Source organism: Streptomyces sp. NPDC090025, from assembly GCF_044748125.1.
Classification (GTDB): Bacteria; Actinomycetota; Actinomycetes; order Streptomycetales; family Streptomycetaceae; genus Streptomyces.
The window spans coordinates 374137-393827 of record NZ_JBIVFL010000006.1 but is presented as its reverse complement, the minus strand read 5'-3'; the positions used below and the strand labels follow the sequence as shown (position 1 = coordinate 393827).

The 19691-nt window shown below is 73.7% G+C and carries 13 protein-coding genes; 3 read left to right on the top strand and 10 right to left on the bottom strand.

All coding sequences use genetic code 11. From position 1 onward, the window contains the following. Window positions 1-130: 130 nt before the first annotated feature. The gene (gene ahcY / locus ACIPXM_RS17870; RefSeq protein WP_401656160.1) at window positions 131-1585 is read right to left on the bottom strand and encodes an adenosylhomocysteinase; all 1455 of its coding nucleotides are present in this window, start codon (window positions 1583-1585) and stop codon (window positions 131-133) included. A 705-nt stretch (window positions 1586-2290) separates the two neighbouring features. On the opposite strand from ahcY, the gene ACIPXM_RS17865 reads away from it, so the two are divergent. Further along, the gene (locus tag ACIPXM_RS17865) at window positions 2291-4297 is read left to right on the top strand and encodes a fructose-specific PTS transporter subunit EIIC (RefSeq protein WP_401656219.1); all 2007 of its coding nucleotides are present in this window, start codon (window positions 2291-2293) and stop codon (window positions 4295-4297) included. 264 nt (window positions 4298-4561) lie between these two features. Here the strand turns inward: ACIPXM_RS17865 and ACIPXM_RS17860 are convergent, their stop codons facing one another. The 6 genes from ACIPXM_RS17860 to ACIPXM_RS17835 form a co-directional block, all read right to left on the bottom strand. Continuing rightward, on the bottom strand, window positions 4562-5488 hold the full coding sequence (locus ACIPXM_RS17860) for a cation diffusion facilitator family transporter (protein WP_401656158.1): 927 nt from the start codon (window positions 5486-5488) through the stop codon (window positions 4562-4564). 107 nt (window positions 5489-5595) lie between these two features. Then, on the bottom strand, window positions 5596-6747 hold the full coding sequence (manA, locus tag ACIPXM_RS17855; RefSeq protein ID WP_401656156.1) for a mannose-6-phosphate isomerase, class I: 1152 nt from the start codon (window positions 6745-6747) through the stop codon (window positions 5596-5598). 203 nt (window positions 6748-6950) lie between these two features. Then, window positions 6951-8105: an SIS domain-containing protein gene (locus tag ACIPXM_RS17850; RefSeq protein ID WP_401656154.1), complete on the bottom strand. Its 1155-nt coding sequence runs from the start codon at window positions 8103-8105 to the stop codon at window positions 6951-6953. A gap of 266 nt (window positions 8106-8371) precedes the next feature. Then, window positions 8372-8554, bottom strand: coding sequence for a Trm112 family protein (locus ACIPXM_RS17845; RefSeq protein WP_401656152.1), 183 nt, complete (start codon window positions 8552-8554; stop codon window positions 8372-8374). Between the two features lie 966 nt (window positions 8555-9520). Beyond that, the gene (locus ACIPXM_RS17840) at window positions 9521-10891 is read right to left on the bottom strand and encodes a phosphomannomutase/phosphoglucomutase (RefSeq protein WP_401656150.1); all 1371 of its coding nucleotides are present in this window, start codon (window positions 10889-10891) and stop codon (window positions 9521-9523) included. 92 nt (window positions 10892-10983) lie between these two features. Beyond that, window positions 10984-11424, bottom strand: a complete 441-nt coding sequence (locus ACIPXM_RS17835; RefSeq protein WP_401656217.1) for a DUF3499 domain-containing protein — start codon at window positions 11422-11424, stop codon at window positions 10984-10986. A 410-nt stretch (window positions 11425-11834) separates the two neighbouring features. Between ACIPXM_RS17835 and ACIPXM_RS17830 the strand changes: the two genes are divergently transcribed. Continuing rightward, window positions 11835-12248 (top strand): metallopeptidase family protein, encoded by a 414-nt coding sequence (locus ACIPXM_RS17830; RefSeq protein ID WP_401656215.1) that lies wholly within the window; start codon window positions 11835-11837, stop codon window positions 12246-12248. A gap of 137 nt (window positions 12249-12385) precedes the next feature. Here ACIPXM_RS17830 and ACIPXM_RS17825 read toward each other — a convergent pair whose 3' ends face one another. The 3 genes from ACIPXM_RS17825 to ACIPXM_RS17815 form a co-directional block, all read right to left on the bottom strand. Next, complete coding sequence (locus ACIPXM_RS17825) at window positions 12386-13933, bottom strand: DUF5719 family protein (RefSeq protein ID WP_401656148.1); 1548 nt, start codon at window positions 13931-13933, stop codon at window positions 12386-12388. Then, window positions 13930-17862: a glycosyltransferase family 2 protein gene (locus tag ACIPXM_RS17820; protein WP_401656146.1), complete on the bottom strand. Its 3933-nt coding sequence runs from the start codon at window positions 17860-17862 to the stop codon at window positions 13930-13932. The genes ACIPXM_RS17825 and ACIPXM_RS17820 overlap by 4 nt, the downstream gene beginning before the upstream one ends. A 286-nt stretch (window positions 17863-18148) precedes the next feature. Continuing rightward, window positions 18149-18412, bottom strand: a complete 264-nt coding sequence (locus ACIPXM_RS17815) for a WhiB family transcriptional regulator (RefSeq protein WP_401656144.1) — start codon at window positions 18410-18412, stop codon at window positions 18149-18151. Between the two features lie 741 nt (window positions 18413-19153). Here ACIPXM_RS17815 and ACIPXM_RS17810 point away from each other — a divergent pair. Then, window positions 19154-19681, top strand: coding sequence for a cysteine dioxygenase (locus tag ACIPXM_RS17810; RefSeq protein ID WP_401656142.1), 528 nt, complete (start codon window positions 19154-19156; stop codon window positions 19679-19681). Window positions 19682-19691 lie beyond the last annotated feature (10 nt).

Below are 19691 nucleotides of genomic sequence, written 5' to 3'. Positions count from 1 at the left end.
CGCCTTGCGAATGCGGCGGCCGGGGGGGGGGGGGGGGGCCCCGGGGGGGGGGGGCCCGGGGGGGGGGGGGGGGCGGCCCGGGCCCGCCGCCCCCCCACCACACCGCACCGGGGCGGTGCCCCGGGCCGGATCAGTAGCGGTAGTGGTCCGGCTTGAACGGGCCCTCGACCGGGACGCCGATGTAGGCGGCCTGCTCCGGGCGCAGGGTCGTCAGCTTCACACCGAGCGCGGCCAGGTGGAGACGGGCGACCTTCTCGTCCAGGTGCTTCGGCAGCGTGTAGACGCCGACCGGGTACTCCGCCGTCTTGGCGAACAGCTCGATCTGGGCCAGCGTCTGGTCCGCGAACGAGTTCGACATCACGAAGGAGGGGTGGCCGGTCGCGTTGCCGAGGTTCAGCAGGCGGCCCTCGGACAGCACGATGACGACCTTGCCGTCGGAGAACGTCCAGGTGTGGACCTGGGGCTTGACCTCGTCCTTCACGATGCCCGGGATCTGCGCCAGGCCGGCCATGTCGATCTCGTTGTCGAAGTGGCCGATGTTGCCCACGATCGCCTGGTGCTTCATCCGGGCGATGTCGGACGCCATGATGATGTCCTTGTTGCCCGTCGTCGTGATGAAGATGTCGGCGGTCTCGACGACGTCGTCGAGGGTGGCGACCTGGTAGCCGTCCATGGCGGCCTGGAGGGCGCAGATCGGGTCGATCTCGGTGACGATCACGCGCGCGCCCTGGCCCCGCAGGGACTCCGCGCAGCCCTTGCCGACGTCGCCGTAACCGAACACGACCGCCGTCTTGCCGCCGATCAGGACATCGGTGGCACGGTTGATGCCGTCGATCAGCGAGTGACGGCAACCGTACTTGTTGTCGAACTTCGACTTCGTCACGGCGTCGTTCACGTTGATCGCCGGGAACAGCAGCGTGCCCGCCTGCTGCATCTCGTAGAGGCGGTGGACACCGGTCGTGGTCTCCTCGGTGACACCGCGGATCTCGGACGCCAGCTGGGTCCACTTCTGCGGGTCCTCGGTGAGGGTCCGGTTCAGCAGGGTGAGGATGTAGCCGTACTCCTCGGAGTCCGCGGTGGACGGGTCCGGGGCGGAGCCGGCCTTCTCGAACTCGACGCCCTTGTGGACGAGGAGGGTGGCGTCGCCACCGTCGTCGAGGATCATGTTCGGGCCGCCGGTGGGGGTGTTCGGCCAGGTCAGGGCCTGCTCCGTGCACCACCAGTACTCCTCGAGGGTCTCGCCCTTCCAGGCGAAGACCGGAACACCCTGGGGGTTCTCGGGGGTGCCGTTCGGGCCGACGGCGATGGCGGCGGCCGCGTGGTCCTGGGTGGAGAAGATGTTGCAGGAGGCCCAGCGGACCTCGGCGCCGAGCGCGACCAGGGTCTCGATGAGGACGGCGGTCTGCACGGTCATGTGCAGGGAGCCGGTGATACGGGCGCCGGCGAGCGGCTGCGTCTCGGCGTACTCGCGGCGGATCGACATCAGGCCGGGCATCTCGTGCTCGGCGAGGGTGATCTCCTTGCGGCCGAAGGTGGCCAGGGAGAGGTCGGCGACCTTGAAGTCCTGCTTGGCGACAGTCGTCATGACTGGAGCTGCTCCTCGTGGATCGGGTTCGAGGGGTCGAGTGGGCACCTGGCAGCGCGGCTGGGCAGGACGCGGGCATACGAATGCCCGAGTGCTCCCGCGTGGCGCGCGGTGCAGTCGTCGGAGGCCCTCTCTCCCTCGGACGGCCCCCTCGGGGTGCCGCCCGACCGCCATCAGCAGCGACGTCTGGCTGGTCACGAATCTACACCGATCGGCGCAGCGGCCCACAGTGAAACTGATGTTGCTTCGTGCTCAATCGGGGGCGGGGCAGGGGGACGGTGGGGGCTGGGGCGGGGCGAGAGGGGGCGGCGGCCGGTGATGCCGGTGGCGGTGGTGGGTGACGGTGGTGGGTGACGGTGGTGGGTGACGGTGGTCGGTGACGCGTGGGCCGTGCATGTCTCACCGCCGGGGGGAGGGAGGGGTAAGGGTGGGTGGGGGTAAGGGTGGGTGGGGGTAAGGGTGGGTGGGGGCGGCTGGGACGGGGGTGGCAAAAGGGTCGTGTGGCCCCTGGATTGAGGGCCTTACGGACTTTTGGCGCCGGAGGGGCGTGGGAGAGGATGCCGGGGGAAACCGGAGCGTTGGCGTCCGGGGCAAGCAGGAGGAGAAGCCGATGAGGAGTAGTTCGTGACCAGCCAGGCGGGTGAGCAGCGCAGGCCGAGGCTGCTCGCGATCACCGCGTGTCCGACCGGGATCGCCCACACCTACATGGCCGCCGAGAAGCTGGCGCAGGCCGCCGAGGCGCTCGGGGTGGACATGAAGGTGGAGACACAGGGCTCGATCGGGGCCGAGAACGTCCTCACTGACAACGATGTCAACCACGCCGACGGGATCATCATCGCGGCCGACAAGGACGTGGATCTCGACCGGTTCGTCGGCAAGCGGGTCCTGGTCGTCGGGGTGGCCGAGGGCATCCGGCGTCCCGAGCAGCTGATCGAGCAGGTTTCCGGCGCCCCGGTGCACGGGGGCGGCGGCGGTGCCGGTGCGGGTGCCACCGGAGCCGGCGGCAGCGGGGGCAGTGGCGGCGGCAAGGAGCGGAGCGTCGCGTACAAGGCACTGATGAACGGTGTCTCGTACATGATTCCGTTCGTCGTCGTCGGCGGTCTGCTGATCGCGATCTCCCTCGCCATCGGCGGCCACGCGACGCCCGAGGGTCTGGTCATCCCGAAGGACTCCTTCTGGATGGACGTCAACAACATCGGTGTCATCGGCTTCAAGCTGATGGTGCCGATCCTGTCCGGATACATCGCGTACGCCATCGGTGACCGGCCCGCGCTCGTGCCGGGCATGATCGGCGGCTGGATCGCCAACGACGGCTCGCTGTACAACTCCGAGGCGGGCGCGGGCTTCATCGGCGCCATCGTGACCGGTTTCCTCGCGGGCTACCTGGTCCTTGCGATCAAGAAGGTCAAGGTCCCGAAGTTCGTCCAGCCGATCATGCCGATCATCGTGATCCCCATCGTGGCGACGACGGCACTCGGCCTGTTCTTCATCTACGTCATCGGACAACCCATCTCCTGGGTGTTCGAGCACCTGACCAGCTGGCTCGGCAGCATGGACGGCACCAGCGCGATCCTGCTGGGCGCGATCCTCGGGCTGATGATCGCGTTCGACATGGGCGGCCCGGTCAACAAGACGGCGTTCCTGTTCGGCGCGGGTCTCATCGCGACGGGCAACCAGAACGTCATGGGCATGTGCGCCGCGGCCATCCCCGTGATGCCGCTCGGCCAGGGCCTGGCCACGCTGCTGCGCCGCAAGCTGTACTCGGAGCAGGAGCGCGAGACCGGCATGGCCTCGCTCTTCATGGGCATGTTCGGCATCTCGGAGGGCGCGATCCCGTTCGCGGCCGCCCGGCCCGCGCAGGTGATCCCGGCGAACATGCTGGGCGGCGCGGTCGCCGGTGCGATCGCCGGTATGGCCGGGGTCACGGACGCGGTGCCGCACGGCGGTCCGATCGTGGCCGTGCTGAACGCGGTCGACGGTGTGCCGATGTTCTTCCTCGCGGTCGCCATCGGCACCGTGGTCACCGCGCTCACCACCAACGCGCTCATCGACATCCGTGAGCGGCGGCAGCGCGGCGACGCGATCGCCGCCGGGGTTCCCGAGCCCGCCCTCGCGGGCGTCGGTGCGGGCGGCGGCGCCGGCGTCGGTGCGGGTGGCGTGGGTACCCGTACCGCTTCGGTCGCGGCGACCGGCCCCGTACCGACCGGCCCGACCGGCCCGGCCGACCCGTCCCCGGCGGACGGAGCGGACCCCGGGGAGGTGCTGTCGGGCTATCTGACCGCGCGGACCGTGAAGACGCGGCTCGTCGCCGACCACAAGGACGGGGCGATCCGGGAGATGGCGGCGCTGCTCGCCACCACCGGGAAGGTCACCGACACCGAGGAGCTGGTCCGGGTCGCCTTCGCGCGTGAGGCCCAGGGCACCACCGGGCTCGGCGAGGAGATCGCCATCCCGCACGCCAAGACGGACGCCGTCTCGGCGCCCGTGGTCGGCTTCGCCCGGTCGCCCGAGGGCGTGGAGTGGGGTTCGCTCGACGGCACCAAGGCCCGTCTGATCTTCATGATCGCGGTACCGGAGGCGGCCGCCGGGGACGAGCACCTGCGGATCCTCGCGTTGCTGTCGCGGAAGTTGATGGACGCCCAGTTCCGGGAGCGCCTGCAGGGCGCCGCCGACGAGGCGGAGATCCTGCGGCTGCTCGGCGAGATCGGCTAGCCGAGGGGGCGGGTGGGGCGCGTCCGCTGTCGCTCCGCCCGCGCTCCGGCCCCGCTCCGGCACACAGGTCAGGCCCGCACCGGTGAAAGGTGCGGGCCTGACCTGTGTGCCCCGCTGCCCCGAGCAAGGGACCCGGCCGTGGCGGTGTGCCCGTACGCCGGTACGCCGGTACGCGCGCGAGGGCCCCGGACCTGGGTGGCAGGTGCGGGGCCCCTCGGGCGGATCGAGCTGTGGGGGTCAGACGGTGGGGTCAGGCGACGGGCGTCAGGCGGTGGGCTTGGGGCCGACGTAGATGTCGGGCTCCAGGTAGATCACCCGGGCGATCGGGACGGCGGCGCGGATGCGTTCCTCGGCCGCGTTGATGGCGTTGGCGACCTCGGTGGCCGTCTCGTCGTGCTGGACCTCGATCTTGGCCGCCACGAGCAGCTCCTCCGGGCCGAGGTGGAGCGTACGCATGTGGATGAGGCGGGTGACCGACTCGCCGTCGACGATCGCGGCCTCGATCTTCTGCACGTCCTCGATGCCGGCCGCCTCGCCCAGGAGCAGCGACTTGGTCTCGGCGGCGAGGATGATCGCGATGATGATCAGCAGGATGCCGATGCAGAGCGTGCCGATGCCGTCCCAGACGCCGTTGCCGGTCAGCAGCGCCAGGCCGACGCCGCCGAGCGCGAGCACCAGACCGACGAGCGCGCCGAGGTCCTCCAGGAGCACCACCGGCAGCTCGGGCGCCTTGGCGCGGCGCACGAACTCCTTCCAGGAGAGGCCGCCGCGCAGCTCGTTCGACTCCTTGATCGCGGTGCGGAAGGAGAACGACTCCGCGACGATCGCGAAGAGCAGGACGCCGACCGGCCAGTACCAGGCTTCGATCTCGTGCGGGTGCTTGATCTTCTCGTAGCCCTCGTAGATGGCGAACATGCCACCGACGGAGAAGAGCACGATGGAGACGAGGAAGGCGTAGATGTAGCGCTCGCGGCCGTAGCCGAACGGGTGCTGCGGGGTGGCCTCGCGCTGGGCGCGCTTGCCGCCGAGCAGCAGCAGCCCCTGGTTGCCGGAGTCGGCGAGCGAGTGGACGCTCTCCGCGAGCATCGAGGACGAACCACTGAAGAGGAACGCCACGAACTTGGCTACGGCGATCGCGAGATTGGCGGCGAGGGCCGCCACGATCGCCTTGGTTCCGCCTGACGCGCTCATGGTCTGACTCGTTCCCTTCGTCGGTGCGTGCCCCGCGCGTCACCGTCCGCCTCTTGCTTCACCGGTGACGCGGGGCTACTGCCTGCTGTCGGCCGGTCATTGTTGCATCAGGCCACCACGGTGGCACGGAAGACCGTTCCCGTACCGGACAGTTCGGTCGTTTCGCCCGCCGGGACGAACACGGACTCGCCCGGAGCGAGGGTTTCCGCACCGACGACCGGGTGGCCCGCCACCGCGAGCAGGATCTGCGGGGTGCCGGCGGTGACGTCGGTCGGCACGGCGCCCTCGGGCCGTACGAAACGGGACAGCCGGAACTCGTCGATCGGGGTGTCGTAGACCTCCTCGCCCGACGCGGACGCCTCCGGGCGCAGCACGCCCGGGTCGATCGGCTCGAACAGGACGATGCGGAGGAGCTCCGGGACGTCGACGTGCTTGGGCGTGAGACCGCAGCGCAGCACGTTGTCGGAGTTGGCCATGATCTCGACGCCGAGGCCGTCGAGGTACGCGTGCGGCACGCCCGCGCCCAGGTAGAGGGCCTCGCCGGGTTGCAGGGTGACCTGGTTGAGCAGCATCGCGGCGAGTACCCCGGGGTCGTCGGGGTAGTGGTGGGCGATCTGCGCGTACGTGGCGAACTCGCCGCCCAGGCGGGCGGCGGCCTGCGCCGCCTCGGCGACGGTGTGCGCCATCTCGCGGCGGTCGGCGGTGAGCAGCGCGGTCAGCACCTCGCGCAGCGCGGCCTCGGCCGGGTGGGCGTGGAGGAGGTCCACGTACGGCTTCAGCGAGTCGACGCCGAGCGCGGCCATCGTGTCGGCGGCGGCGATCGGGTCCCGGAACCCGCACAGGCCGTGGAACGGCGTGAGCGCGCAGATCAGTTCGGGCTTGTGGTTGGCGTCCTTGTAGTTGCGGTGCGGCGCGTCGATCGGGACGCCCGCCGCCTCCTCGGCGGCGAACCCCTCACGGGCCTGCGCGAGGTCGGGGTGGACCTGGAGGGAGAGCGGGGCACCGGCGGCGAGGACCTTGAGCAGGAACGGCAGCCGCGGGCCGAACTTGTCGACCGCCGCGGCACCGAGCTCACGTACGGGATCGGCGTCGACGACCTCGTTCAGCGGACCGCGCGCGGTCCGCGACGGCGCGCCGGGGTGGGCGCCCATCCACATCTCGGCCTGCGGTTCGCCGGTCGGGGCGACCCCGAGGAGTTCGGGGATGGCCGTCGTGGACCCCCAGGCGTACGGGCGGACGGTGTTGACGAGGCGGTCCATGGTGCTTCCAGCTCTTTCGGTGCGGGGCGGTGATGGACGTGGGGGCGGGAGTACGGATACGGGGGTGCAGATACGGGGTGTGGGGGCGGGGTGTGGGGGCGGGGTGTGGGGGCGGGGTGAGTTTTCTTGGGCCCTGCGGGGCTTGCGGCTCGGGCAGGGCGGCGCGGGGCGCTCGGGTACGTGGCCGCGCCCCGCCCCGTACGTCAGCTCGGTGGCGTCGCCGCCGCTGCCAGGGACAGGTACACCGCGGCGAAGTCGGTCATGGCGAGGAGTTCCGCGAGGCGTTCCAGCGCGGTGCCCTCCTCCGGTTCGAGTTCGCTGATCGCCGTGTCGTGGCCGAGCGCGAGTTCGCGGGCGGCGGGGGCCGCGCTCAGGGCGTTGCCCTCGGCCGGGCGGTCGCGCAGGAGCACCACGCGGGCGCGCAGCGCCTGCGGCTCCTCGACGCGGTCGCGGAAGAAGTCGTCGGGGTCGGCGCCCGCCGCGTAGTCGCCCGCGAGCAGCATCCCGTGCGCGGGCAGCGCCTCCGGGAGTTCGGCGGCGAGCGCGGGCAGCCCGGAGAGCTCGGCGAGGACGGCGGCGAAGCGGCGGCCCGCCGGGCCCGCGGCCTCGCCCTCGGTCCACACCAGCGGGAGCGAGTCGGCGAGCTCGGCGGCGAGCGTCTTGGCCGGGTTGCCGTACGTGGCGATCGCCGGGCCGCAGCGCTCCGCCGTACGGTCGAGCCGGTCCGCGACCTGCTCCAGCGCCTCCGGCGGCGCCTCCACCAGACCCACCCGGTCGAGCAGCGCGAGGAGCGGCGTGAACAGCGCCCACAGGGCGCCGGGGCTGGCGGCGAGGGAGTCCGTGGAGTCCTCGGCGGTCTCGTGCGGGGTCGTCGCCATCGGCACGAACAGGCCGCGCGAGCCGCTGACCGCCTCGGCGAGCGGGGAGTCCTTGGGGGCGACGGCGACGACCGTGACACCGCGCCGGTACGCCTGCTCGGCGAGGAGTTCCAGGCCGGGCTCGGAACCGTCCGTCGTCGGTACGAGCAGCAGGTCCACCGAGCCCGCCCAGCCGGGCAGCGTCCAGCGCAGCGCGCCCGCGGCGGCGGCGACGCCGGTCGGCTGCAGCCTGATCACCGGGGCGGCCGCGCCCGCCAGGGCGCCCACCAGGTCGGCGACGCCCGCGGCGGCGGTGCCGGGGCCCGCGACGAGGACGGCGCGGGGGCGGCCCTCGGGGCGCAGCTCCGTGATGCCCGCCTCGGTGGCGTGCCGGGCGGCGGTACGTACCCGCGCGCCCGCTTCCGCCGCGCCGCGGAGGAGACCTCGGCGGTCGGCGAGGGCGAGGGCGTCCGGTGCGTCGAGGAGGGTCTCGTCGAGCATGTGGCGGGCCTCCGGTCGTCGGAGCGGGCCGGCGGGGGTGGCCGGCGGGGGCATCCCCGGGGTGGGTGCGGGGCGCTGGCGTGGACTCTGTGTGTGGGGGGTGGGGCGGGCCTACGGCCGGGGATGCCCCTGGGCTTCGGCCTTGGCTTGGGCCTCGGCCTTGGGCCTTGGGCCTTGGCCTTGGGCCTTGGGCCGGTGGCTGCCTCGGGGGCCGGTCCCGCGCCGCCGTGCCCGCTTCCCTGGGTACGGCTCCGGCCTCGGGCCCGTTACGCGGGGCGGCGGGCCTCGTCGACCAGCAGGACCGGGATGCCGTCGCGCACCGGGTACGCGAGGCCGCAGTCCGCGGAGGTGCAGACGAGCTCCGGGTTCTCCTCCGCCGTGCGGTCGTTCAGCGGGGCGTGGCAGGCCGGGCAGGCCAGGATCTCCAGGAGGCCGGCTTCGAGCGGCATGTGGCGGGTCCCTTCGGACGTTCGGTCGTACGCGTACGGCTGTCTCGGGCCTCGTCAGCCTACCGCTGGGGCGGTGCCCGGCGCGTCCGAGGAAGCGGTGCGACGTGCGGGGCGCCGGGGGACACGGTGCGGGGTGGGGGTTGCGGGGAGGGGGTGGGTGGGGGGAGGTGGGGTGACGGGGAGGGGGCGGGGTGGGGTTGCCCTGGCGTGCGTGGGAGCGGGTGCGGGAGCTTGGGGGCTTGGCCGTGGCCGTGGCCGTGGCCGTGGCCGTGGCCGTGGCCGGGCCGGGCCGGGCGTTCGCGCTCTGGCGGCGCGGGCGGCTTGGGCCGGGCCCTGTGGCGTACCGCCCTGTTCCGTGACGGGTCCGTCAGGGTGCCGCAGGAACAGGGAGCGGAGGCGCCCGCAAAGGGCGCCGTCCCGTGTGCCCACCCGTCCCGCCCCAGCGGGACGAATGCCCACCACGGGACGACGAGGCGCGGGCCCAGCCCACCACGGGACGGCGACGAGGCCCGGCCCCAGCCGCCAGGCGCGGGCGCAGCCCGCAAAGGGACGACGAGGCGCGGCCCCAGCCACGCGGGCGCGGGCACGCGGAACGGGCACGCGGCACGGGCGCAGCCCACCACGGGAAGACGACGAGGCCCAGCCCCGGCCACCCGGCGCGGGCGCAGCCCGCAAAGGGACGACGGGGCGCGGGCCCGGCCACGCGGGCGCGGGCACGCGGCGCGGGCGCAGATCACCACGGGACGACGAGGCGCGGCCCCAGCCGCCAGGCGCGGGCGCGGGCCGCAAAGGGACGACGAGGCGCGGGCCCCACCGGGCCGGGCGCAGCCCGCGAAGGGCGCGCAACCCGCAACAGCCCGCAACAGGTTGACGAGGCCCGCCCCCGCCCGAGCAGCACACAGGGCCCCGCCCCCATCGGAGGCGGAGCCCTGGAAAGTCTCGGGGCTCGCGCCCCGCAGTAAGCCGCTAGCCGCGGATCAGGCTCAGGGCCTCGTCGCGGATCTTCGACATCGTGGCCTCGTCGCGGGCCTCGACGTTCAGGCGGAGGAGGGGCTCCGTGTTGGAGGCGCGGACGTTGAACCACCAGTCGGCGGCGGTGGCGGTGAGGCCGTCGAGGGTGTCGAGGGTGACGCCCTCGCGGTCGGTGAAGGCCGCGCGGACGGCCGCCAGGCGGGCGGTCTGGTCGGCGACCGTCGAGTTGATCTCGCCGGAGGAGGCGTAGCGGTCGTACGAGGAGACCAGGGCCGACAGCGGGCCGTCCTGGCCGCCGAGGGCGGCGAGGACGTGGAGCGCGGCCAGCATGCCGGTGTCCGCGTTCCAGAAGTCCTTGAAGTAGTAGTGCGCCGAGTGCTCGCCGCCGAAGATCGCGCCCGTCCGCGCCATCTCCTCCTTGATGAAGGAGTGGCCCACCCGGGTCCGTACCGGCGTACCGCCGTGCTCGCGCACGACCTCCGGGACCGACCACGAGGTGATCAGGTTGTGGATGATCGTGCCCGCGCCGCCGTTCTTCGCCAGCTCGCGCGCCGCGACCAGCGCCGTGATCGCCGACGGGGCGACCGGGTCGCCGTTCTCGTCGACGACGAAGCAGCGGTCGGCGTCGCCGTCGAACGCGATGCCGAGGTCGGCGCCCTCGGCGCGGACCCGCGCCTGGAGGTCGACGATGTTCTTCGGGTCGAGCGGGTTGGCCTCGTGGTTCGGGAAGGTGCCGTCGAGCTCGAAGTACATCGGGACGACGTCGAGCGGCAGCCCGTCGAACACGGTCGGGACGGTGTGCCCGCCCATGCCGTTGCCCGCGTCCACCACGACCTTCAGCGGCCGGATCGACGTCAGGTCGACGAGACCACGCAGGTGGGCGGCGTAGTCGCCGAGGGTCTCGCGCTCGCTCACGCTGCCCGGGACGGTGCCCGCGGCCGGCTCCGGCGCGCCCTCGTCCAGCCAGCGCTCGGCCAGCTCGCGGATCTGCGAGAGGCCGGTGTCCTGGCCGACCGGGGCGGCGCCCGCGCGGCACATCTTGATGCCGTTGTACTGGGCCGGGTTGTGCGAGGCGGTGAACATCGCGCCCGGCAGGTTCAGCGCGCCGGACGCGTAGTACAGCTGGTCCGTCGAGCAGAGCCCGATCAGGGTGACGTCCGCGCCGAGGCGGGCGGCGCCGCGCGCGAAGGCGGCGGCCAGGCCCGGCGACGAGGGGCGCATGTCGTGCCCGATGACGATGGCGTCGGCCGCCACGACCTCGACGAACGCCGCGCCGAACAACTCGGCCAGCGACTCGTCCCACTGATCCGGCACCACGCCACGCACGTCGTACGCCTTAACGATCTGCGACAGATCAGCAGCCACGGATCAACCTCCTGAAGTCTCGGCAACCGCACACCGGACGCGCGATGCGGCGCGCGTACGGAACGCCCAAACTACCCGGGAGGGGACCTTGATCAGTTTTCGGGGGAACGGAGCACCCTGAGGTGTCCGCGTCGGCCGACCTCCATGGGGTCGCCGCCGCGGCCGCCCGCACCGGGTTTGCCGCCGCCCGCCTCGGCCGCGCGCTCCTGCGGGCGGGCCGCCTCGCGGACCGCGTTGGCGAGGGCTTCGAGGTCGTCGCCGCTGGGCCGGGAGGGGGCGGATCCGTCGGTGAGCCGCACGACCTCCCACCCGCGCGGGGCGGTGAGGCGCTCGCTGTGCTCGGCGCACAGGTCGTAGCAGTGGGGCTCGGCGTAGGTGGCGAGCGGGCCGAGGACCGCGGTCGAGTCGGCATAGACGTACGTCAGTGTCGCGACGGCAGGGCGGCCGCACGCGGTGCGCGAACAGCGACGTACAGGGCTCACGACGTTGGACGGTACCGCACTCTTGAGCGGGCCGCGACGACTCTCCCCCAGGTCACTCCACCGTGTCGCGGTGTGACGTCCGCCACGGACCGTTTCCGATCGCCCGTTCCGACCTGCGGGAGCGGTGCGGCGGGCGGGAGCGGGCGGGGCGCGATCCGGACAGGGATGCGACGCGATCCGGTCGGTCACGGCCAGATGGCCGATCCGGAGTGGGCTCGGAACCGGCCCGCCCAGCGGCCGGAACGGTCGGGTTCCGACAGTGGTGGCGGCCCCACGCCACGGTCGGGGGTCCGCAGGACCGGTACGGGAACACCGGGGAGAGTTACGCTGCGTCAGTGACGGAGAGCACGCACAGCACGGACGGCGGTACGGACGGCGGCGCGGACCGCGGTACGGACAGCGGTCGGCCCGGCGGTACGGACGGCAGCACGGTCGGCGGCCGGGTCGGTGGCACGGACCGCATGGCGGGCCCGGCGCCACGGGTGCGCCGCCGTGACCGGCACGGCCGCGGCATGCGGGGGCCGGTGGCCCCGCCGCAGGTCCCGCTGTCCGCCAGCCGCGCGGACACCTTCCGCGATCTGGTCCTGGACTCGGTGGAGCGCCTGGAGCGGCGCTGGCCGCAGCTGGCCGACGTCGAGTTCATGGTGATGGAGGTGCCGCCCGCCGTGTCCGGCGAGACGGTGCCGCTCGGCGGCTCGACCCCCGCGGAGAAGAACGAGCCCGCCCGGGTCGTCGTCTACCGCCGCCCGGTCGAGATCCGCACCAAGAGCCGTGACGAGCGCGCGCTGCTCATCCACGAGGTGGTCGTCGAGCAGGTGGCGGAGCTCCTCGGGCTCTCGCCCGATTCGGTCGACCCCCGGTACGGCCAGGAGTGAGCCGGGCCCGAACCCGGACCTGAACCCGGACCCGGACCTGGACCCGGACCTGAACCGCAGCTCAGCCGGGCCTCGGCCGGGCCTGAACCGGAGCTGAGCCCAGTCCAGGCCCGGCCGCTGGCCGGTCCAAGCCCGCCCTAGTCCAGCACCCGCAGGTCCTGCTTCGCCTTCGGCACCTGCACCGTGCCCCGGTCGTCCGCGAACGTCTGGATCGTGAACATCGGGATGCCGTCGTCCGGCACCTCCAGCATCCGGGCCGCGTGCACCGGGCCGCCCGAGACGTGCTCGACGGTCAGCGCGTAGCTGCCCTTGAGGCCCTCGGGGGCGGGTGCCGGGATCGAGGTCGTGGTGCCCGGCTTCAGGGTGACCGTCTTGGTGACGGGGGTGCCGCCCTGGGTGCCCGCCGAGGCGGTGACCCGGACCTCGGCGCCGCCCGCCGGGGCGGTCAGGGCGAGGACGGTGCCCTTGGCGCGGTTGTCGGCGACCGTCGCGCGGCCCTCGATCGCGGGGGCCGCCGGGATGAACGCGACCTCCTGCTTCTCGCCCTTGCCCCGGACCACCCGCAGCGCGGCGACGACCGGCGTCGGCTTCTTCGGGTCGGACGGGGTCAGCCGCAGCGAGCCCGGCTCGCCGCGGGTCAGGTCGGGCAGGTCGACCGCGGTCGTCATGCCGGACTTGACGTGCACCGAGCCCGCCCCGGCCGGCACGATCGCGCCGGTCGGGGTGACGAGCTGGACCTTGAGGTCGGCGTCGGCGTCGCCCGGGGCGTACGCGACGAGCCGGACCGAGGTGGCGTCGGCGGGGATGCCGGGGAGCACGACGTTCGCCGACGGGTCGGCGGAGGCCGGGAGCCAGTCGCTGCCGGCCTGTTCGTCGGCGGTGCCGACGACCGCGCCGACCCGGCCGCTGCGGGTGGACACATGGACCGCCAGGTCCTGCTGGGCGGCCTCGCTGGTCAGGGTGGAGAGCAGCACCGGGACGCTGGAGTGCGCGGGGACCGGGATGCCCTCGGTGAGCTGCGACTTGAGTGCCCCGGCGGGGCCGTACAGCTCGATGTCGGCGACGGCGGCGGTGTCGTCGGGGTTGGTGAGGTGGACGTAGTCCTGCCGGTGCTTGGCGGTGGACGCGCCGGGGAACCAGAAGTCGGTGTCCGGCGGGGTGCAGCTGACGCCGAGCAGGCCGCGGGCGCCGCCCGCCGAGACGACGGTGGTCTGCTGGACGGTCCAGCCGGGGGCCAGCACGCCGTTCGCCGAGCCGACCAGGGCGGGCACGGACGGCCCGTCGGCCTCGGCGCCGACCGGGGTGCCGGGCTTGGTGACGGTGGCGGGGGCCTTGGCCTGCTTGGGCTTCTTCGCCGGGGTGTCGCCGGGGGTGGCGGCCGTGCCCGCGGGCCGCAGCTCGGCCTTGGCGGTGCTCTGCTCGTCGGTACGGGCACCGGTCCCGGTCCCGGCCTTGGTCCCGGTCCTCGAACCGTCGGGGGTGTACGAGGTGTACGCGGTCTCCGCGACCTCCGAGGTGCTCGGCGCGGGGCAGAGCAGGCTGGAGCGCTCGACGGGCAGCCGGGCCGGGGCGGCTGCGGCCGGACCGGCGGTGCCGTCGGGGGCGGTGACCGCGGCGACGCCGGTGACCGCGGCCAGGACGGTGGCGACGGCGATCAGGGAGAGGGTGGTCCGCTTGAGCTTCACTGGTTGCTGCTCCCGTCCGGACGCTGCCGCTGCCCGTATCCGTAGGGGTCGTGCGGGTGGTTCGGGTTGCCCGGGTTGTTCGGGTCGCCTGAACCGGTCGGGTCGTCCGGGTTGTTCGGGTTGTTCGGGTCGTACGGAGCGGTGGCGTCGTACTGGCCCCCGTACGGGTCCGCGTACTGCTGCCCGTACGGCTGCTCCCCGTACTGGTTCTGGTCGTACTGGCTCTGGCCGTACGGGTTCGGGTCGTACTGCTCCTGGCCGTACCCGGTCCGGCCGCCCGCCTGGTCGTAGCCGCTCTGGTCGTAGCCCTGCGGGGCGGCCTGCTGCGGCTGCGCGTACGGGTCGTAGGTCTGCGGCTGCCCGGCCTGCGGCTGCTGCCCGTAGGGGTCGTAGTCGTACGGCTGCTGCTGCCCGTACGGGTCCTGGTAGGTCTCCGGGTACCCCTGCGGGTCCTGGTAGTAGCCCTGCTGGGCCGCCTCGTGGGCCTGCTGCGGCTGCTGCGACTGCTGTGCCTGCTGCGGGGCGGCGGCGTACTGGGCGTCGTCCCACTCTGGCTGCTGCTGCTCGGGCACGGGCAGCGGCGCGGGCGCCGCTGCCTCGGCCGCCTCCGTCTCCGCTTCCGCCTCGGCGGCGGCGCGCAGGCGGCGGGCGCGGCGGCCGTCGCCCTCGGCGGTGGCCTGGGCGGGGATGGCCAGCTCCTCGTCGGGCAGGTCGTCGTCGATGTCGCGGCGGCGGCCGGGCAGGGCGAGGACGAGCAGCACGACGGCGAGGAAGACCTGGGCCCAGATCCACACCTTGTGGGTGAACGGCTCCTGGTAGGTGAGGTCGAGGCGGCCGCCTTCGGCGGGCAGGGCGAAGCCCTGGGCCCAGCCGTCGACGGTGGTGGGCGTGAGCTCCTTGCCGCCGAGGGTGGCGGTCCAGCCGCCGTCGGCGCGGTCGGCGATCCGCAGCACGCGGCCCGCGGGTCCGGCCGGGATGTCGGTGTGGGCCTCGACGGGTCCGGCGGCGACGGTGACCGGCTGGGTGCCGTCGGCCGCGCCGGGCGCCGCGCCCGCCCCCGTACCGGAGGCGGTGCCCGACCCCGTACCGGAGGCGGCGCTGCCCGGGTTCTTCGGGACGATCATGACGCGGGCGACCTCGCGGTCGACCCGCCACAGGGCGCTGCCGTCGAGCTGGCTGAGCCGGGAGAGGCCGGGGGTGGCGTCGAGGACGCGGCCCATGGCGCGCGGGGCGCCGTCGCGGACCAGCACGTACCGGATGGCGAAGCCGCTGAGCTCCTGGGTCTGGTCGGCGCCGGAGCCCGCGACCAGGTGGGCGACGACCTCGTCGAGCCGGGGGTCGCTGCCGCCGGACGCGGTGAGTTCGGCGTCGCCGAGGCGGGCGCCGGAGCCGCGGACCAGGGTGTAGGCGACCTCGCCGGCCGAGCTGCCGCCGAGCACGAGGGTGCGGGCCTGGTCGCGGGTGCCGCTCTCCTCGGCGACGAACGCGGGCACCTGGACCGGGTCGCGGCGGGTCAGCGGGCCGTCGGCGCCGCCGAGCATCCAGCCGGCCGCGGCGGCCAGCGGGCCGATCGCGCAGGCGAGGGCGATGAGCGCGGCGACGGGCTGGCGCCAGCCGAAGCCGTGCGCGGCGACCCGGGTGCGGCCGCCCTCGGCGCCGATCATGCCCGCGGCGAGCAGCGCGGCGCCGTGGACGAGGGTGGCGGGGCCGGCCCAGCCGGTGCCGCCCGCGCCGTTGCCGAGGACGGCGAGCAGGAGTCCGGCGAGGGCGGCGGCCCAGGCGGCGCGGACCGCGAGGGCGCGCTCCTCGCGCAGCAGCGCGCCGAGCGCGGCGAGCACCAGGCCGATGAGGAACAGGCCGCCGACGGTGCCGGGGCCGCCGGGGCTGGCGCCGAGCAGGTCGAGGGCGGACGCGGTGCCCGTGCGCAGGTCGAGTCCGGCCTCGTGGAGGAAGGCGGACGGGCTGGTCAGGAGGGTGAGCGACCAGGGCGCGAGGACGAGCAGCGGGGTGCCGACGGCGGCGAGGAAGCGCAGTCCGTAGGCGGTGATGTCGGCGCGCCGGAAGGCGAGCACGCCGAGGCCGAGCAGGACCGCGAGCGGCCAGACGACCGGGGTGAACGCCATCGTGGTGGTGAGCAGGAAGGTGTACGCCCAGGTGGCGCGCCAGCTGCCGCGCTCGGCGCGGCCGAGGCCGTGGGCGGCGACGGCGGCGCGGGCGATCAGCGGCAGCAGCACGGCGAGGACGGCGGTGCCGACCCGGCCGGTGGCGAGGGCGCCGGTGACGGCGGGCAGGAAGGCGTACGCGATGGCGGCCCAGGCGCGCAGCAGCCGGGATTCGACGATGCCGCGGGAGGCGAAGTAGGCGGTGAACCCGGCGAGCGGGACCGAGCAGACCAGCAGCAGGGTCAGCGCGAACGAGGTCGAGCCGAGGAACAGCGCGGAGAGCGCGGCGAGCACGGCCAGGTAGGGCGGGGCGGTCTGGGTGCCGCCGGTGCCGAGGGCGTGCCAGCTGTCGGCGTACCGCGACCAGAGCCCCGAGACGGTGTCGGGCGCGGGCAGCAGGGCGCCGCCGGCGAGCGAGCCGCCGGCGAGCAGGTTGCGGCAGGCGACCAGGGAGACGACGAGGAGCAGCGCGAAGAGGACCGGCCCGGGTTTGCGGGCGATCTTCTTGAGCCGGGCGAACTGCTCGATCTCCAGGTAGTCGGCGTCGTCGCCGCCGGGGCCCGACTCGGCGACGCCGTGCCGGGAGCCGCCGTTGTCGGCGTCGGCGCCGCCGAGCTGGGAGGTGAGCTGTTCGGCGGCGGCGCGGACGGTGGCGCCGGGCGGCGGGAAGAGCGGGCGCAGTTCGCTCGCGGGGACGGTGCCGCGTCCGCGCCGCTTGCGGGCGGCGAGGATCTTCTCGGGCCGCAGCAGGGTGGCGAGCAGGCCCATGATCTCGTCGACGGCCTGTCCCGGCGCCTTGCCGACGAGGTAGCCGAGGGCGCGCAGCAGGGTGCCGAGGACGAGCCGGACGAGGATGTACGGCAGGGCGCGGCCGCGGCTGTTGGCGAGCAGCGTGTAGACGGCGCCGGCCTTGTCGACGCGGTGCGGGTTGGCGGCGGAGCGGCCCGCGCAGTCGACCGTACGGCGTTCGCGGGCGGCGGCCTCGGCGTGCCGCAGGACGGCGTCGGGGGCGACGAGCACCCGGTGTCCCGCGGCGTGGGCGCGCCAGCACAGGTCGACGTCGTCGCGCATCAGGGGCAGTCGGCGGTCGAAGCCGCCGAGCTCCTCGAAGACGTCGCGGCGGACGAGCATGCCGGCGCTGGACACGGAGAGCACGGAGCGGACCTGGTCGTGCTGGCCCTGGTCCTGCTCACGGCGGTCGAGGCCGGTCCAGCGGCGGCCGCTGCGGGCGATGGAGACGCCCGCTTCGAGCAGCTGCTTGCGGTCGTACCAGCCGCGCAGCTTGGGGCCGACGACGGCGGCGTCCTCGTCGGAGTCGGCGACGCGCAGCAGTTCGGTGAGCGCGCCGGGGTCGGGCGCGCAGTCGTCGTGGAGCAGCCAGAGCCACTGCACGGGCTCCCCGTGCGGGAGTTCGGGCAGGTCGTAGGCGTCGTCCTGCCAGGTGCGGGTGACCGGGTCCCAGCCGCTGGGCCGCTTCAGGTACGGGAGTTCCTCCGGGCCGAGGACCGGCGCGGTGCGCGCGGCCTCCTCGACGGCGGTGCCGAAGCCGGTGCGGCGGGCGAGGTGGAGGACCCGGTCGGGGCCGAGGGAGTCGGCGAGCAGCCGGGCGGAGTCGTCGGCGCTGCCGGTGTCGGCGGCGATGACGTTCTGGACGGGACGCTCCTGGGCGAGCAGCCCGGCGAGGGCGTCGGGCAGCCAGCGGGCGCCGTCGTGGGCGACGAGCACGGCGGTGACGACGTGCCTGGGAAACTCAGGAGTTGAGGACATCGAGCTGCGGCCCCTCCGGCCGGGGGTCGCCCGCGAGGGGCGTGGAGGCGTCTCGGACGGAGGCCCACACTAACGGCTGGCACGGCGACGGTCCGCCGCCTGTGGACAAGCACAGGGTGCGGACCGTTCGTGGGCCGGGCACGGGTGCGGCGGCGCGTACCCGTTCGTGTGGGGTTGTTCGTGTGGGGTTGTGGAGAACGGCCCGGGGCCTGACCAGGAGGTCGGGCCTGGGGGCCCGGCCCAGGAGCCCGGCCCGGGGGGCCGCCCGGCCCGGGTGGGCCGAGCGTCAGACGGCGGCCTTCTTGAGGCGGCGGCGTTCGCGCTCCGACAGACCGCCCCAGATGCCGAAGCGTTCATCGTTCTGCAGCGCGTACTCGAGGCATTCGGAGCGCACTTCGCAGGCGAGGCAGACCTTCTTGGCCTCGCGCGTCGAGCCGCCCTTCTCCGGGAAGAACGACTCGGGGTCGGTCTGGGCGCACAGTGCGCGCTCCTGCCAGCCGAGTTCCTCTTCCGCGTCCTCGACCAGCAGTTCCTGGAACAACTCGGTCATGTGCGCCCCTCGTCCGTCTTTTTTGCGTCCCCGCGATGCTGCCGCCGCCGATTCCCGGCCGAACGACACGAGTGAAATTACAAGTTCGTGCTTTGTGCGAGTCAAGCCGAGATCTGCTATTGGGCCCCGTATTCACTCTGCGGAACCAAGCCTATGCGGAAAGTGTTCAAATCACCAAAAACCCTGACACATGCCACCGGCCTGGCTCGCCTCACAGAGGAGGACGTTCCGGAGATGGATCTTGTTGCGGTCCGGCCGAGGAAGCGATCCGGATCACAGTCCGGTCACGGAGCCCGATCGCGAAGCCCGGCCACGGAGCCGCCCGGAACCCTCCGGGGTCGTCCGGGGCCGTCCGAAGCCGCACCGCACGCGCGGCCCCGGATGTTGCGCCATGTCTCCTGGTCACGCGCTGCACAAACCTTTCTCCGCGCACTGTAACCGGATGAGGTGAAACATTGCCCCCAAATCGGGCATTGGGTTGACAGTCGGGTGTCTCTCCCGCCACTTTGGTGACATGCCAGCGATCTCAGCGCTCACCGCGACCCACGCCCGTGGGTTCCGCCGCGCTGTCCAGGACCGCTGTTGCTGTTGCTGTCCCAGCTGTTGAGACGCGCCTTCTTCTTCGCGCTCCGGCTCCCCACCGCCCGGCCCCGCCCACGGCCGAGGCTCCGCCGCCCCTCCCAGCGGCACCCCTCCCCGTTCAGCGACACCCCGCACTCAGCCGAGGAACCACCGCATCCCATGAACATGGACAGCGACCTTCAGATCGCCGGCGACATCCTTGAGGTCCCGCACCTCCTCCAGCCCGCCCGCGAGCACCCCGCCACCGTCGCCGAGTTCGCCGGTCTCGCCCGCGAGATCGCCGCCGACCGCGACGGCTGGACCCGACACATCGCGTACGACGCCACCACCCGCTGGTACCACCGGCTGCGCACCGGCCCCGGCTACGAGGTGTGGCTGCTCTCCTGGCTCCCCGGCCAGGGCAGCGGACGCCACGACCACGGCCCGTCGTCCGGTGTCCTCACCGTGCTCGCGGGCGAGCTGACGGAGCGTACGGACCGGGGTGTGCGCACCCTCGCCCCGGGCTCGCAGCGGGTGTTCGCCCCCGGGCACGTGCACGAGGTCGTCAACGACTCCCTGGAGCCCGCGGTCAGCCTGCACATCTACTACCCGGGCCTGACGGAGATGCCGATGCACGAGTCGGTGCGCGGCGCCTGGCTGTCGGCGGCGACCGCCGCCCCGGGCGTCCGTGGAGTCGTACCCTCCTGACACACTGCAC

What these genes read in the sequence shown, in the direction of transcription:
- ahcY (WP_401656160.1), bottom strand. Translation starts at nt 1,585, where the DNA reads ATGACGACTGTCGCCAAGCAGGACTTCAAGGTCGCCGACCTCTCCCTG.
- ACIPXM_RS17865 (WP_401656219.1), top strand. Translation starts at nt 2,291, where the DNA reads ATGGCCGCCGAGAAGCTGGCGCAGGCCGCCGAGGCGCTCGGGGTGGAC.
- ACIPXM_RS17860 (WP_401656158.1), bottom strand. Translation starts at nt 5,488, where the DNA reads ATGAGCGCGTCAGGCGGAACCAAGGCGATCGTGGCGGCCCTCGCCGCC.
- manA (WP_401656156.1), bottom strand. Translation starts at nt 6,747, where the DNA reads ATGGACCGCCTCGTCAACACCGTCCGCCCGTACGCCTGGGGGTCCACG.
- ACIPXM_RS17850 (WP_401656154.1), bottom strand. Translation starts at nt 8,105, where the DNA reads ATGCTCGACGAGACCCTCCTCGACGCACCGGACGCCCTCGCCCTCGCC.
- ACIPXM_RS17845 (WP_401656152.1), bottom strand. Translation starts at nt 8,554, where the DNA reads ATGCCGCTCGAAGCCGGCCTCCTGGAGATCCTGGCCTGCCCGGCCTGC.
- ACIPXM_RS17830 (WP_401656215.1), top strand. Translation starts at nt 11,835, where the DNA reads ATGGCGGGCCCGGCGCCACGGGTGCGCCGCCGTGACCGGCACGGCCGC.
- ACIPXM_RS17820 (WP_401656146.1), bottom strand. Translation starts at nt 17,862, where the DNA reads ATGTCCTCAACTCCTGAGTTTCCCAGGCACGTCGTCACCGCCGTGCTC.
- ACIPXM_RS17815 (WP_401656144.1), bottom strand. Translation starts at nt 18,412, where the DNA reads ATGACCGAGTTGTTCCAGGAACTGCTGGTCGAGGACGCGGAAGAGGAA.
- ACIPXM_RS17810 (WP_401656142.1), top strand. Translation starts at nt 19,154, where the DNA reads ATGAACATGGACAGCGACCTTCAGATCGCCGGCGACATCCTTGAGGTC.